14 protein-coding genes and 1 tRNA gene are annotated in these 14,335 nt (G+C 50.8%); 3 read left to right on the top strand and 12 right to left on the bottom strand.

What is annotated here, in order from left to right; translation table 11 throughout:
• Positions 1–171: 171 nt before the first annotated feature.
• On the bottom strand, positions 172–657 hold the full coding sequence (locus GX659_05055) for a DUF1795 domain-containing protein (GenBank protein NLD28157.1): 486 nt from the start codon (positions 655–657) through the stop codon (positions 172–174).
• Positions 658–740: 83 nt separating this feature from the next.
• On the opposite strand from GX659_05055, the gene GX659_05050 reads away from it, so the two are divergent.
• Positions 741–1,853 carry an RluA family pseudouridine synthase gene (locus GX659_05050; protein NLD28156.1) on the top strand — a complete coding sequence of 371 codons (1,113 nt, stop codon included), beginning with the start codon at positions 741–743 and terminating at the stop codon, positions 1,851–1,853.
• Between the two features lie 26 nt (positions 1,854–1,879).
• Here the strand turns inward: GX659_05050 and GX659_05045 are convergent, their stop codons facing one another.
• The 6 genes from GX659_05045 to gap all read right to left on the bottom strand — a co-directional run bounded on the left by GX659_05045 (position 1,880) and on the right by gap (position 6,472).
• Positions 1,880–2,986, bottom strand: coding sequence for a methyltransferase domain-containing protein (locus GX659_05045; protein ID NLD28155.1), 1,107 nt, complete (start codon positions 2,984–2,986; stop codon positions 1,880–1,882).
• Between the two features lie 51 nt (positions 2,987–3,037).
• Positions 3,038–3,119, bottom strand: a tRNA-Leu gene (locus GX659_05040).
• 14 nt (positions 3,120–3,133) lie between these two features.
• Entirely contained in the window at positions 3,134–3,487 is a 354-nt protein-coding gene (secG, locus tag GX659_05035) for a preprotein translocase subunit SecG (protein ID NLD28154.1), read from the bottom strand.
• A gap of 16 nt (positions 3,488–3,503) precedes the next feature.
• On the bottom strand, positions 3,504–4,262 hold the full coding sequence (locus GX659_05030; GenBank protein NLD28153.1) for a triose-phosphate isomerase: 759 nt from the start codon (positions 4,260–4,262) through the stop codon (positions 3,504–3,506).
• A gap of 2 nt (positions 4,263–4,264) precedes the next feature.
• Positions 4,265–5,452 carry a phosphoglycerate kinase gene (locus tag GX659_05025; GenBank protein NLD28152.1) on the bottom strand — a complete coding sequence of 396 codons (1,188 nt, stop codon included), beginning with the start codon at positions 5,450–5,452 and terminating at the stop codon, positions 4,265–4,267.
• A 15-nt stretch (positions 5,453–5,467) separates the two neighbouring features.
• A complete protein-coding gene (gene gap / locus GX659_05020) occupies positions 5,468–6,472 on the bottom strand; it encodes a type I glyceraldehyde-3-phosphate dehydrogenase (protein ID NLD28151.1) in 1,005 nt (334 codons plus the stop codon).
• 198 nt (positions 6,473–6,670) lie between these two features.
• Here gap and mnmE point away from each other — a divergent pair, with 198 nt between their 5' ends.
• Both mnmE and mnmG read left to right on the top strand, forming a co-directional pair.
• The gene (gene mnmE, locus GX659_05015) at positions 6,671–8,047 is read left to right on the top strand and encodes a tRNA uridine-5-carboxymethylaminomethyl(34) synthesis GTPase MnmE (GenBank protein ID NLD28150.1); all 1,377 of its coding nucleotides are present in this window, start codon (positions 6,671–6,673) and stop codon (positions 8,045–8,047) included.
• A gap of 62 nt (positions 8,048–8,109) precedes the next feature.
• Positions 8,110–9,984, top strand: coding sequence for a tRNA uridine-5-carboxymethylaminomethyl(34) synthesis enzyme MnmG (mnmG, locus tag GX659_05010; protein ID NLD28149.1), 1,875 nt, complete (start codon positions 8,110–8,112; stop codon positions 9,982–9,984).
• On the opposite strand, the gene hydG is transcribed toward mnmG, so the two are convergent.
• The 5 genes from hydG to GX659_04985 form a co-directional block, all read right to left on the bottom strand.
• Complete coding sequence (gene hydG / locus GX659_05005) at positions 9,975–11,387, bottom strand: [FeFe] hydrogenase H-cluster radical SAM maturase HydG (protein NLD28148.1); 1,413 nt, start codon at positions 11,385–11,387, stop codon at positions 9,975–9,977. The genes mnmG and hydG overlap by 10 nt on opposite strands.
• Positions 11,388–11,454: 67 nt before the next feature.
• Complete coding sequence (locus GX659_05000) at positions 11,455–11,880, bottom strand: response regulator (GenBank protein NLD28147.1); 426 nt, start codon at positions 11,878–11,880, stop codon at positions 11,455–11,457.
• Positions 11,881–11,977: 97 nt separating this feature from the next.
• Positions 11,978–12,157, bottom strand: a complete 180-nt coding sequence (locus GX659_04995) for a hypothetical protein (protein NLD28146.1) — start codon at positions 12,155–12,157, stop codon at positions 11,978–11,980.
• Between the two features lie 13 nt (positions 12,158–12,170).
• Positions 12,171–12,560 (bottom strand): response regulator, encoded by a 390-nt coding sequence (locus tag GX659_04990; GenBank protein NLD28145.1) that lies wholly within the window; start codon positions 12,558–12,560, stop codon positions 12,171–12,173.
• A gap of 20 nt (positions 12,561–12,580) precedes the next feature.
• Complete coding sequence (locus GX659_04985; protein ID NLD28144.1) at positions 12,581–14,302, bottom strand: 4Fe-4S binding protein; 1,722 nt, start codon at positions 14,300–14,302, stop codon at positions 12,581–12,583.
• Between the last annotated feature and the right edge of the window lie 33 nt (positions 14,303–14,335).

The following is a 14,335-nucleotide window of genomic DNA, read 5'->3' as shown; positions in this document are numbered from 1 at the left end:
TAGGGCATCTCAGAAATGGACTATGCCGATAAGAAATTGGAAGCCCGCACTGAACAGATTCGCCATAGAGTATGGAGTAAACTTTGAATTCTAAAATCGCAGTTACACAGAATTATTTACAGGCTCACAGAATTATTTACAGGCTCGCCCTTTTGTTTTTGTTCGCGATCTCTACTCGACCTTGAGGCTCTTTAAAAATTCCTGGAAGGGCTTGTAGTACTCCTGAAACTTCTCAGCCGGGAAACTCGCCGTCATGTTGATGGCCATCGTATCTTTCATGAGGGTGACCTGGATTTGTTTCACGAGCTGGCCCGGCTTGATGTTCGGAGCCGGCTGATTTGGATTTTGTTCCTTCATCATTTCGGCCATCGCTGATACGTCCCACTGGCATATCATCATCTTGCCGCGCATGCCGGAAATGGCGATATCCTTTTCATCCGATATTTTCAGATCCTTGATCCCACGCTGTTTAATAGATTCCTTGATTCGATTGAAGTAGCTTGCGAGGTCTATCTGCTTCGGCAGATATTCCTTGGTCAAAATGACATTCGGCTTGACGTTGGGGTCTGAAGAGGGCAACGTCAGCGTAAGCATCCCTTGGACATTCCAAGTGTCCGGGATTTCAGCAGAAAGTTCGGCCATTCCTATTTTTAGCATATTTCCTCCCTTAGGCTGTGTGCGAGAGTAGCATGCAAAATGAGGGGCGGCAAGGGGAAAGGGGGCGGCCACGGTGAGGCTGTATGGAAAAAAAGTTTCAAATTCAAAGCAATGAGGAGGGCGAACGGATAGACAAGGTGCTCTGTCTCAAGCTGCCCAGATATTCCAGGAAACAAATCAAAAATCTCCTCGATGGCGGCAAAGTTTTGGTCAACAATCGCCGCGTAGTCATCGCCGGATGGCAACTCGAATCCGGGGATGAGGTAACTGTTAAAATTGCTGAAAAGCCGCGTTTTGAGAGGGACAAGAACGAGGTCGCAAGAACCGCACAACAGAAGGGCGCAACCAAAAATAAATTTGTGAAAAATAGGCCGCGCTCTTCCCGGGAGTCGATAGAGGTCAGTTCGGTATCGAGGTCTTTGGACAAATTTCTGAGTCAGAAAAAGTCCAACGCTACATTTACCCGTGGCGAAAAGCCGTTGCCGGAACACGTGAAGGGCAGGCTTAAAATTTACTTCGAGGATAAGGACCTGATCGTAGTCGAAAAGCCGGCCAACATGATAGCCGTTCCTCACAAAGACGGAAGGGGCGGTTCAAAGGGTAAGACCCTTATGGATGATGTTCGCGCATATATGCGTAGAAAACATAGGGGAAGCGGCGGTTCCTTCATCCTGCCACTGCATAGATTGGATGCGGAAACCAGCGGTGTGATGATCTTCGCGCTTTCCAATACCGGCAAGAGATTGGAGCGCGATTTTAGAGACCATTCCATCAGAAGGGAATATTCCGCCGTCGTATGCGGTCAAATAGTTGGCGATCAGGGGGTCATCAAAAAGGCCCTCGAAAAAGGAAAGTTTCGAGGTGGCCACAAAATCCGAATTGTGGATGACGAAGAAGGTAAACATGCAGTCACTGAGTTTTCGGTGATAGAGAGATATGGAGATGCCACGTTCGTCGATATACGGGTCAGAACCGGACGAACCCATCAGATTCGCGTTCACATGGCATCGATTGGCCATCCAATTATAGGGGACAGGGTTTACGGAGAAGGCAAAGGAGCGACTCGTTTTCCGAGGCAGGCTCTTCATGCAAAGATACTGGGATTCAAGCATCCGCGCGGAGGCAAGAAGATGCTCTTTAAATCTCCACTGCCCCGGGACATGGAAAATCTGATAGATGCGCTTAGATCCGCATGACTGTTGGAATATTGGCCGACGCCGGCCTATTCAAGAAAAGTTCGTAAAATTTTTATTTCAGATGAGGAGGATATTTTTGAGTCGGCAGCACAGGAGACGATATCCCCGCGCATCATTTTTTCCATGACATAGTTTGAGACAGAAGAGTCTTTATCCAAGCGCCTGATTTTTCTCAAAACTCCATCAGATCCACACAGGAGAAATTCTAACTTCCCCTTTGATTTTAAAGGGCTGGATATGACTCTGTGCGTAAGGCGAACATGGGGCGTCGAGGCTTTTATAGATTTTTGCACAATCAGATAGGAATATTTCAAATGCGTCCTGTCAGTTCCCACAAGCGCATCCATCGCTTTGGACTTGTCAGTCGATTTCCATCCTGCATAAAAATGGCACCAATCGCGATAATTGGCCGATAGCATCGGACAATTTTTGTGATGAAGGCATGGAGCAACTATTTTGCAGGCCGGCAAGTGAGCCAAAAAATTCCTTTGTTCCATCAGAGCGCGGCTCGTCTTTTTGAGGGCGGGCTCTATGACTATCAAATATCCGTCATCGGCGAGGTTTTTATCCGCAATACGTTGAATAAAATTCGCATACGACACACTTCCAAATTCGTTGAGGAAATTTGCTGCTATTATGATGTCGAATTTTTCGTTCAGATCGAGATCTATCAGAGTTTCGTTGGATATAGTCTTATTGACGAGACGATAGCCGTGAACATCGGTGACGACGTTGGACAAAAATTCCGAAGCATCGTCGAGTATTTCAACGCTGGCATCCACTCCGGTCATTTCCAGTTTTCTTTCAGGAAAGGTGGCAGATGCCGCCGCAAGGGCAGCCGCAGTGCCACATCCGATATCGAGAATTTTAATGGGGGCATTCCTGAATGGAAGTTGTAATTCTTTCAGACAAAGAGAGGTCTTTACGCAGTTGATGAGGGTAAAATGCTCCAGGTAGGCGGTGCGGAAACCGGAACGCGCAAAATAATTTTGGGATATCGACACTCGTTCTTTTGTGAAAAGATCGGAGAGCTTACGAGCTAAAGAGGCGATCTCTTTCCTTTTGCGCGACGGGTCAGGGTATCTTTTTTTGAGAGTCAGCTCTATCGCCGATTCTATTTTTTCGATATCCATTTTGGAGTTGTAATAAAAAGGCGGGCCTGCAAAGAGGCCCGCTATTTTGTGTGCCCAGGGCGGGACTCGAACCCGCATGGCTTGCGCCACACGCCCCTCAAACGTGCGTGTCTGCCAGTTCCACCACCTGGGCCGATCTTCAAAAAACTATTTTTGCCCGGATTCGGAAGCGGCTTCCTTACCCTCTTTTTCCAAATCCATCAAGGGGTTATCTACCTTAGGAACTACGCCGGTTTCCGAGGTCGTTACACTTTCCAGGACGCTTGTCCCGGAGCGGTTTTTAGCTATATGAGCGAGGCTGATCGATGTTACTAGAAATCCGATGGCCACGCCGACCGTAACCCTGTTGAGAAATGTAGTCGGGCCTCTGCCGCCGAAGACGGTTTGGGATGCTCCGCCAAAAAGAGCGCCTATATCGGCACCTTTGCCCGCCTGCAATAGTATTATGACTATCAGGAAGAAGCATAACAGGTAATGAACTACCAAAAGAAGAGTTTCCATGTTTTGAATCCCCTCGTTAATGAGCGCTGCGGATAATATCCGCAAACTGCATTACGTCAAGTGCGGCCCCGCCTACCAGGGCTCCATCTATATCTGGCTGAACGAGGAGATCCCTGCTGTTGGAGGGTTTGACGCTGCCGCCGTAGAGTATTCTTACCTTGGATGCAATGTCATTTCCGTACTTGCTGGAGATGAAATCCCTTATCAATTTATGGACTTTCTGGGCCTGCTCCTTGCTGGCAGTCTTTCCGGTTCCGATTGCCCACACTGGTTCGTAGGCGACGATGAAGGGCTCGGAGGAACCTGAGGCTGCAATTTCTTTGAGGCCCACGGAGAGCTGCTCTTCGATCACGTCCCAGGTTTTTCCGGAATCGCGTTCGGCCAGGGTTTCACCGACGCAAAGTATCGGAATCAACCCGTGTCTGATCGCTGCGTGCATCCGCTTATTTACAGTTTCGTTGGTTTCGCCGAAGAGCTGTCTTCTTTCGGAGTGCCCTATTATGACATATTTGCACCCGATCTCTTTCAGAAAACCGCCGGAGACCTCGCCGGTGAAGGCGCCGGAATCTTCGTAAAAAAGATTTTGTGCCGCGAGAGCGTATTCAGTTTCGCCGAGTGCTATTCCGGTAGAATACAGAGCGGTAAAGGGCGGGGCTATAGCGACGTCGATATTGCCTATGGCCTTTAGCTCTGCCAACAGCTTGGCGACAAATGAGAGGGCTTCCTCAACGGTGTTGTTCATTTTCCAGTTACCTGCGATAAAGGGCTTTCTCATATTCAAACCTCGAGAGCTGTTATTCCGGGGAGCTGCTTGCCTTCCAGAAATTCAAGGGAAGCACCGCCGCCGGTAGAGATGTGTGAAATCCTATCTTTGAAACCGGATTTTTTGATCGCAGAAATCGAGTCTCCGCCGCCGACGACTGTCTTTGCGCCGCTTGAGACCAGGGCTGCTGCGATTTTGAAGGTTCCGTTTGCAAACTGCGGTATTTCAAAGACTCCCATCGGTCCGTTCCAGAATATCGTCTTGGCCTTTGCGATTACCGCTTCATAGGCCTCGATAGTCTTTGGACCTATGTCGAGCCCCATCATCCCTTCCGGGATGGAGGGGCCGTCTGTTGTCTTTGCCGGTGCGCTGGCATCGCATTCCTCGGCTATGACGTTGTCGAGAGGTATCATTATAGGTATGCCCCGCGTTTCTGCGCGTTCGAGAATCCTCTTTGCCGTATGAACTTTTTCCTCTTCGAAGAGTGATTTGCCTATCGAGAAACCCTTTGCAGCGAGGAAGGTATAGGACATCCCGCCGCCGATAATCAGGGTGTCGCACAGGTTCATCAGGTTTTCTATGACTCCTATTTTGTCGGAGACTTTTGCTCCGCCCAAAATTCCAACGAATGGTTTGGCCGGGGACTTAAGAAGCTCCGAAAGAGCTTCAATCTCCTTTTTCATAAGGAAACCCGCCCCTTTTTCGTTTACGAATTTGACCATTCCCTCCGTAGAGGCGTGTGCGCGATGTGCGGTGCCGAAAGCATCGTTGATGTAGAGATCGGCGAGGGAAGCCAGCTGCTTTGAAAATGCCTCATCATTGTTCGTCTCTTCCGCGTGAAAGCGGAGATTTTCGAGAAGCATCATGTGGCCCGATGGAAGATCGGAAGCGAGCTTCTTTACCGCGTCGCCGACGCAATCTTCGGGCATCGTTACCTCGGCTCCGCCGAGGAGTTGAGAAAGTCTCTCGGCGACAGGTTTGAGGGAATATTTTGGATCCCTCTGCCCCTTCGGTCTGCCGCAGTGGGATGCAAGGATGAGGCGTGCGCCGTGGTCAAGCGCGTAGCGTATCGTAGGAAGCGCTGCGCGGATTCTCGTGTCGTCGGATATGACGCCCGGCTCGCTGAAGGAGACGTTGAAATCAACACGCATGAAAACGCGCTTGTCCGAAAGGTTAAGTTCGTCGATATATTTGATGGTCATTTTTTACACTCTTCCTTATTTGGTTACCGCGTATTTCGCCATGCGGATCATCTGATGGCAGAAGCCCATCTCGTTGTCGTACCATGAAAGTACTTTTACCATCTTGTCGCCGATGACCTTCGTGAGTGCGGCATCGACGATCGAGCCGTGCGAGTTGCCTATGAAGTCGACAGATACGCAAGGATCTTCGCAGAACTGCATGGTTTCCTTCATCGTTCCCGAAGCTGCCTTCTTGAGCGCTGCATTAACCTCTTCCGCAGTTACGCTCTTGGAGAGCGTTGCGACGAGGTCGACGACGGAGACATCAACCGTAGGAACTCTTACTGCAAAACCGTCGAGCTTCCCTTTGAGATCTGGAAGGACGAGGCCGACCGCCTTGGCTGCTCCGGTCGTTGTTGGTATCTGGGAAACTGCAGCCGCTCTGGCCCTTCTGAAATCCTTGTGCGGGGCATCCACGACCCTCTGGTCGTTGGTGTAAGAGTGAATTGTCGTCATGAGGCCATGTTCGATGCCGAAGTTTTCGTGAAGGACTTTCGCAACCGGTGCGAGGCAGTTAGTCGTGCAGCTGGCGTTGGAGAATATCGTGTTTTTCACAGGATCGTAGTCCATGTGGTTCACGTTGTAGACGAAAGTTGGGATCTCTCCACCCTTTGCAGGAGCCGAAAGGATAACCTTTTTCGCTCCGGCGGCGAGATGTTTGCCCGCTGTTTCCTGGTTTAGGAAAAGCCCGGTGCATTCAAGGACGATATCACAGCCCCTGTTCTTCCAGGGAAGCGCGGAAGGATCCTTCTCCTTGGTGACAGGTATCTTTCTGCCGTTGATCGTAATTGAGCTCTCATCGCAGGAGACCTCGCCCCTGAACATCCCTTGGGCAGAGTCGTACTTGAAGAGGTGAGCCATGAGCTTGGTGTCTATGAGATCGTTGATTCCGACGCATTCGATGTCGGGATGTTCGAGCATGACCCTGAGCGAAAGCCTGCCGATTCTTCCAAAACCGTTGATTCCTACCTTTAAAGCCATAACCCCTCCAATTAGTTAATTAGTTGTTTTTATTGGTGTTTTTGCGGAATATTCCACAAGGGCTCGCAGTATACACTTTTGCATATCGCCGTCAATATCAGTGTTTAAGCGCACCAGAGCCGTTTTTACAGTCCACTGGGAGGCGAAATGCCGAGGTTGACAGATGGTCGCGCTAGGAAGTAGTTCTCGCCGGATACTATGATATCGAATTTAGATACGATAGCCGCGATAGCGACCCCGCAAGGATTTGGCGGGATAGGAGTCGTCAGGATCAGCGGTCCGAAATCGAGGGAGATCCTCGACAGGCTCTGGAAGGGCAAGGTCCTGAGCGGGGATATGAAGCCGAGAACTTTATATCTCGGGGAGTTGTGCTGCGACGGCGATATCGTCGATAGGGTGATGGCGGTCTATCTCCCTGCGCCCTCCACATACACCGGGCAGGATATGGTTGAATTTTCCTGCCATGGTTCGCCGATAATTCTCGGCAAGCTCGTCGATGCTGCGATCGCAGCCGGCGCGAGGGCTGCGGGTCCGGGAGAGTTTACGCGCAGGGCCTTTCTTGCCGGGAAGATGGACCTTGTTCAGGCCGAGGCTGTGGCGGACTTGATATCAGCCACGAGCGAAGCCTCTTCCAAAAATGCAGCGAGGCAGATGTCGGGAGAGCTTTCGCGAGCGATATCCGCAGTCAGCGAAAAACTCCTCGACCTTCGCAGTTTCCTGGAGGCATCGATAGATTTTCCGGAAGAAGAGCTTCCGGAGCTGATGGGCAGCGACAGAATTGCGAAGATGGGAGAGATCGTCGCGGAGCTTTCAAAACTTTCAGGCAGCTACAAGGAAGGGCGCATCATGAAAGACGGCGTTACCACAGTGATAGCCGGCCCTCCCAACGCCGGCAAATCCAGCATCATGAATGCCATCACCGGTGAAAGCCGCGCGATCGTTCATCACCTCCCTGGTACTACGAGGGATGTGGTTGAATCCATGATCACGTTTGGGGGGTATCTGTATCGCCTGAGGGATACGGCGGGCCTTCGCGATTCCGCCTGCGAAGTAGAAAGGATAGGCGTCGATAGGGCGAGGGGGGAGCTCGGCGGCGCCGACCTTGTGATATACGTCATCGACGGATCGCGGCCGCTAAATGACGATGAACGTAAGATGCTATCTTCACTGGATCCATCTATGTCGATAGTTGTGATAAACAAATTCGACCTGCCGCAGGTTTTTTCGCCGTCCGATGTCGGCGAAATTTTTAACGGGCTCATCTTGAACGTCTCAGCGAAAACTTCAGAAGGCATAGATGGCATCACCTCCGCGATGAGAAATATCGTGACACACAGGAACGTCAGCAGCGAGGGATCTGAAATAGTGACTTCGGCGCGACACAAGGAGCTTCTCGATGCCGCGCTTATGTCTGCGCGTGAGGCTGATGATGCGATTGCGGATGGGATGCTGCCTGTCGAATTCATCGTGGAGAGTATTCGCGTTTCCCACGAAAAAATAGCCGAGATTTTGGGTGAAAATATAGATGACGCACTTCTCGATCGGATATTTTCCAGCTTCTGCATAGGGAAGTAATAAATTCCGCGAATCGTGACTGGTGAATAGTGAATGATCGGAAAAAAGTAGGTTGTAGTTTAATGAAAAATAAATTCGACATCGCAGTGGTAGGCGCCGGCCACGCCGGAATAGAGGCTGCACTCGTCGCGTCGAGAATGGGTTTTTCCGTTTGTGTGATTACCGGATCGATATCCACGATCGGCGCCATGAGTTGCAATCCCGCGATAGGAGGGCTTGCGAAAGGGCATATCGTGCGTGAGCTTGACGCCCTTGGCGGAGAGATGGGGCGCGCCGCCGATGCCACGGGGATACAGTTTCGACTTCTCAACAGGAGCAAGGGGCCTGCGGTTCGGGCGACGCGTTGTCAGTCCGACAGCAAGAGATATTCCGATTACATGCAAAAGGTCCTGCTGAATGCCACTGGAGTCGTAATAGTTGAGGCGGTTGTCGACAATATTAGTACGGAGGATGGTCGCGCCGTCGGAGTCGCAGCGCAGCTAAGCGATGCTTCGATAATACGCATCGAGTCCAAAAAAGTCGTGCTGTCCGCAGGAACCTTCATGAACGGCCTTCTCCATTTTGGGATGGAGCATGTTGAAGGAGGGCGGATAGGTGATTTCTCATCCAAAGGTCTTTCGCGATCCCTTCTCTCTCTTGGCTTTGAAATAGGGAGGATGAAAACCGGCACATGCCCGCGTCTGGATCGCGACACTATAGATTTTTCAAAATGTCAGAGGCAGGACGGCGACGTGCCGCGACCAAAATTTTCATATGATGATGTTACAAACGATCTGCCGCAGCTTTCCTGTCATATTGCACATACGAACATCGAAACTCACAAAGTGATCAAAAACAATCTCTCCAGCTCGCCTCTTTATAGCGGGAAAATATCGGGTGTGGGCCCGCGCTATTGTCCCTCGATAGAGGACAAGGTCATACGATTTGGCGACAAGGAGAGGCACCAGCTCTTCCTCGAGCCGGAAGGGATAGACACGCCGTGGATTTATGTCAATGGACTGTCGACCTCGCTGCCGCTTGAAGTTCAATACGCTATGCTCAAAACGGTCCCAGCTCTGGAGGAGGCCAAAATACTTCAAAGCGGTTATGCTGTGGAGTACGATTTCGTTCTTCCGACTCAGCTGAGGCCGACTCTCGAGACCAAGCTCGTCAGCGGGCTCTATCATGCGGGGCAGATCAATGGCACCTCCGGATACGAGGAGGCGGCGGCGCAGGGTTTTATCGCAGGCGTCAATGCGGCGCGTTCGATTGTCGGAGAACCGCCCGTTATTCTGCGCAGAGACGAGGCATACATAGGAGTTCTTATAGATGATCTCGTTACCAAGGGAACCGAAGAGCCGTATCGAATGTTCACCTCCAGGGCTGAGCACAGGCTTCTCCTTCGCGAGGATAACGCCTATGCCAGGCTCACACCTATCGGCAGGAGCCTTGGCCTCATTTCTGAATCAAGGTGGATTTCATTCGGTGAAAAGAGGGGCGACATAGCGGAATTTATGGAATTTGTGGACGAACGGATCATTTATCCAACGCAGGGCACAAATGAAATTTTAGTAGGTCTCGGCAGCGCTCCACTTAAAAAACCGCAGGCTCTTCGTTCAATTATCTCGCGACCGGAGCTTTCACTCGAAAAAGTCGTGACCGCGCTTACTCCCGAGAGATCGGCCTCGCTGTCCTATGACCTTGCGGCCGAGATAGAGGTCAACATTAAATATGCCGGATATATCGAATCGCAGAAGAGGCTCATTGCCAAATTTGCGGAGCTTGAAAAAATAAGAGTGCCTGGAAATTTCGATTATTCCTCCGTAAAAGGGCTTTCAAATGAAGTTGTTGAGAATCTCAAGCGAGTCGAGCCTCGCGATCTTGCGCAGGCCTCAAGAATATCCGGAATCACTCCGGCCGCAATATCCATTTTGATGATTTATCTTTCTCAGAGGTAGACGTCGCGCCTGCTGCCATCTTTTATCTGCTCGAGCGCTTTTAAGGTGATATCCTTGACTTTCGGGTCGTCTATTTTAATCAGCTCAGATTCTATCAGAGAAAAACCTTTTCGCCTGGTATCGTCGGAAGCGAAGTCCATGAGATATTCGGCGAAAGTCATGATCGCGTTCGGCGTGCAGAATTTATTTATGAATCCGGGGATAGCGTATTCCATGAATATCTCACCGGTGCGCCCGACCCTGTAGCAGGAGGTGCAGAAGCTGGGCATGAAGCCTCCATCTACGAGTTCGCTTATCACCTGGTCTAGAGTCCTCATATCGCCGAGCTCGAATTGCTCTCTGGCCAAGTCCTGAGCATCTCTTGCCGGATTTGAGTACCCGCCCAGTTCGATGTGGCTGCCAGCGTCTATTTGGGAAACTCCGAACTCCATCACCTCTTTTCTGACCTCGGCTCCTTCCCTGGCTGTCAGAATCATTCCCGTATATGGGATCGAAAGGCGCAGTATCGCGACGAGTTTTTTGAAATCCCTGTCGCTTACAAAATATTTGTTATCGACCGTTGCGCCTATGGCTCGCTTGATTCTTGGAAAACTAACTGTGTGCGGTCCTATTCCGTATTTCTTTTGTAGAAAATCGGCGTGCGCGAGCAGGGCTATGAGGTCGTATTTCCAATCGTATAGCCCGAACAGGGCGCCTATTCCGATATCGTCTATTCCGGCCTCAAGTGCGCGACTGAGTCCATGCAGACGATACATGTAATCGCCCTTCTTGCTGTTTTTTGGGTGCACCTCCGCATATCTCTGGCGATGGTAGGTCTCCTGAAATATCTGGTAGGTTCCTATTCCCGCCTCTTTGACTATCCTGTAGCCGTCGATGTCCATAGGGGCTGCGTTGATGTTCACCCTGCGGATCTCGCCGTTTTTTATCTTGGTGGCATATGCAGTTCTTACGGAATCGGCTATGAAGTTGGCGCCGTATTTTATGTGTTCTCCGAACACCAATATGAGCCTTTTATGGCCGACCGACTCCAGTGCGACAACTTCGGCGACGAGCTGTTCCTGCGACAATGTTATTCTGGATACCTTGCTGTTCGACCTGCGGAAAGCGCAATATGTGCAGTCGTTCACACATTCATTTCCCACGTAGAGGGGCGCGAATATCACGATACGATTTCCATAGACCCTGCGCTTCAGCTCCCTCGCCGTGTTGAAAATTTTTTCCTCAGAGTCCCCGTCGGTTGCGGATATAAGCGATGCCGCTTCCTCGATGGTGAGCGGATGCAGGGATAGTGACTTCTGCAGGATCTCATCGATCCGTGCAGGGTCTTTTTTAGAACCGGATATTATATCTTCAATGTGAGCCGCGGATATAAAATCTGGGTACTTTAGAGATGAAGAGGTCATATGATTCCTTTTAAAATAGCTGACTTTGCAATTTCAGCATGCGATGTGTTTTTTTGTACAGAGTATTTCAGATTACCTTGTTCCTACCGGATACATTTATCTTCTCCTTTGGGAGCGAGAGAAGGGCGTTAACGGAATTTAGCAGAGTTTCCCTGCGAATCGGTTTTTCTATGAATGCGTCAACCGGAAGAAATTCACCTTCGGCATCAGGGTTGAGGTTGGCGCCAGGTTTTTGGTTGATCGATGTGAGCATGAGAATTGGTTTGAATTTCATGACATCGTCGGACCTGAAATTGTAGGCTAGGTGGAAACCGGTTGTAATGTCCTCCATCATAAGGTCGAGCATTATGAGATCAGGGTTGAACTCCTTCGTTTTCGCGAGGCCATCCCTTTCGGTTGTCGCAGTTTCTACGCTGTGGCCAGCCTCGGTCAGAAGGAGTTTGCACGTTTCGAGCACATCTATATCATCATCTATACACACTATCTTTGCCATATATTCCTCCCTGATCGTTTTTCCGTACCGCATTGCTTACGAGGTTATTCACGACCATCTTCATCTCCTCTCGGTCGGCGACCATGGTCAGATTTCCTTAGACCAGCAGGTTGACGCCAAACGCTACCTGGGTGACCTTGGAAAAGCCCAGGCTGCAAAGCAGCCCGACGAAAACTATAAAACGATATTCCGGGAATTCTGCCGGGAAGCCGGGCGCTACGCAGGTTGCTGCGTAGCGCTCGCATCCGTATGTATCCCTGCGGCGGCATGCTGCCATACCTTTCCAAAGCTTAGGCGAGAAGTCTTTCGACTTCATTTTTCAGGCTTTCGGCGCGGACAGGCTTATTGAGGAATGCATCTGCCTTGATCCAGGACCTTTCCTCCGGCGTGTCTGTGGGAAAACTTATTCCAGTGCTTGCGTTCACTGACGACAAAAAGATGACAGGCGTTTCAGGGTAGAGTTTTTTCACCTGATGGCTGATTACGAAGCCGGAATCCTCGTGTTCCATCATTATGTCGAGAATGACCAGGTCGGGATGAAACTTGACGAGCTCCTCTTCTGCCCCGCGTTCCCCTTCGGCTATGATGACTTCGTATCCACCGTCCGACAACATCATCGCAACCTGGTGGAGCATGTCGACGTCGTCATCGACTACAAGAATTTTCTTTTTCTGGCTCATAAAATCTCCTTAATCCACGTTTACAGTATAACATCGCGCTTGGTGTAGTGAGTGTGGAGCAGCTTGTGGCTCTTTTCCCCGAGAGGCTTTCCGAGAAATTCATTGTAGAGCTTCTGGATTTCCTTGTTCTTGTGACTGAGTCTGACGGGTTCAGAGCTGTCGATGTCGTACAGTTTTTTCATTCTTTCGGCCGCTGCCTTCTTGTCGATGTCGAACGGTTGTCCGCCACCTGCGATGCATCCTCCCGGGCAGGTCATGATCTCTATGAAGTGCAGATCCTTCCTGCCGGCTTTCACCTCTTCCATCAGCTTTCTTGCGTTGCCAAGGCCGCTGGCTACTGCGGCGCCAATCGTCAAATCCCCCACCTGAATCTTGGCCTCTTTGATTCCATCAAAACCCCTGACTGCTTTCACATCGAGGTTTTCGAGTTCCTTGCCGGTCAGCAGGTGATAAGCCGTTCTTATCGCGGCCTCCATGACTCCGCCGCTGGCGCCGAATATTTTCCCGGCCGTCGTTCTTTCGCCGAAAGGATTGTCGGCCGAATCCGCGGGCAGAGCTTTGAGGTCTATTCCGAACATCTTTATCAATTCGCCGGCCTCTCTGGTCGTCAGGACGTAATCCACGTCGGGTATGAAGTCGGATGCCATTTCAGTTCTTGCACATTCGAACTTCTTAGCTGTGCACGGCATTATCGAAACGCTTACGATCTTGGACTTGTCTATTCCTTCCCGTTCGGCAAAGAAATGCTTGATGAGCGCGCCTAGCATCTGCTGCGGGCTCTTGCACGTCGACACATTAGGGAGCAGTTCCGGATAGAATTGTTCGACGAACTTTATCCATCCGGGGGAACAGCTCGTCATCATCGGGAGCGGACCGCCCTTGGTGATTCGCTCTATCAACTCTGAGCCCTCTTCCATTATCGTGAGGTCAGCAGAGAAGGAGGTGTCGAAGACCTTTTTAAATCCTATCCTGCGGAGCGCTGAAACCATCTGGGCGTCGATGTCCTTGCCGGGGGGATATCCAAACTCTTCGGCAAGGCTGACGGAGATGCTCGGCGCGTGCTGTATGACTACGTATTTATCCGGGTCGGCAAGTGCGGCGACGACCTTGTCCACCGAAGCGGTTTCATGAAGTGCGCCTGTGGGGCAAACCGCTATGCACTGTCCGCAGTTTATGCAGCTGGAAAGGTTGAGCCCTTTGTCGAATGCGGTGCCGATGTATGAGTTGCTGCCGCGTTTTACGAAATCTATTGCGGACACGGACTGAACCTCTTCGCAAACTCTTACGCATTTTCCGCAGAGTATGCACTTCTCCGGGTCTCTGGTGATGGAGGGGCTGGAGAGGTCCAGATCGCTGGACTTCCTCTCGCCTCGGAACATGCGTTGGCGTATCCCGAGTTCTGCTGAAAGGTTTTGCAGATCGCATTTTCCGTCCCTCGGGCAATACAGGCAGTCATCAGGGTGGTTGCTCAGCAAAAGCTCCACGATGGTCTTTCTTGCCTCGAGCACCCTTGGGGAATGCGTCTTTATCTTCATCCCATCGGCTGCCGGATAAGAACACGAGGGAACGAGCCCCGGCATTCCGTCGATTTCAACAACGCATATCCTGCATGCGCCTGTTGGAGTCATTCCGTCAAGATGGCATAGCGTTGGGACCTTTATTCCCTCCTTCTTGAGGGCCTCTAGTATTGTCGAGCCTTTGGCGGCCTCGATCTCTCTTCCGTTGACTTCTATCTTTATCATGACTTGCTCCTTCAAAGGGTTCGTTGGTTATTT

It is taken from the genome of Myxococcales bacterium, assembly GCA_012513515.1.
GTDB lineage: Bacteria > UBA10199 > UBA10199 > 2-02-FULL-44-16 > JAAZCA01 > JAAZCA01.
Note: the sequence above shows the minus strand (reverse complement) of the source record. Positions and strands in the feature narration are given on the sequence as shown.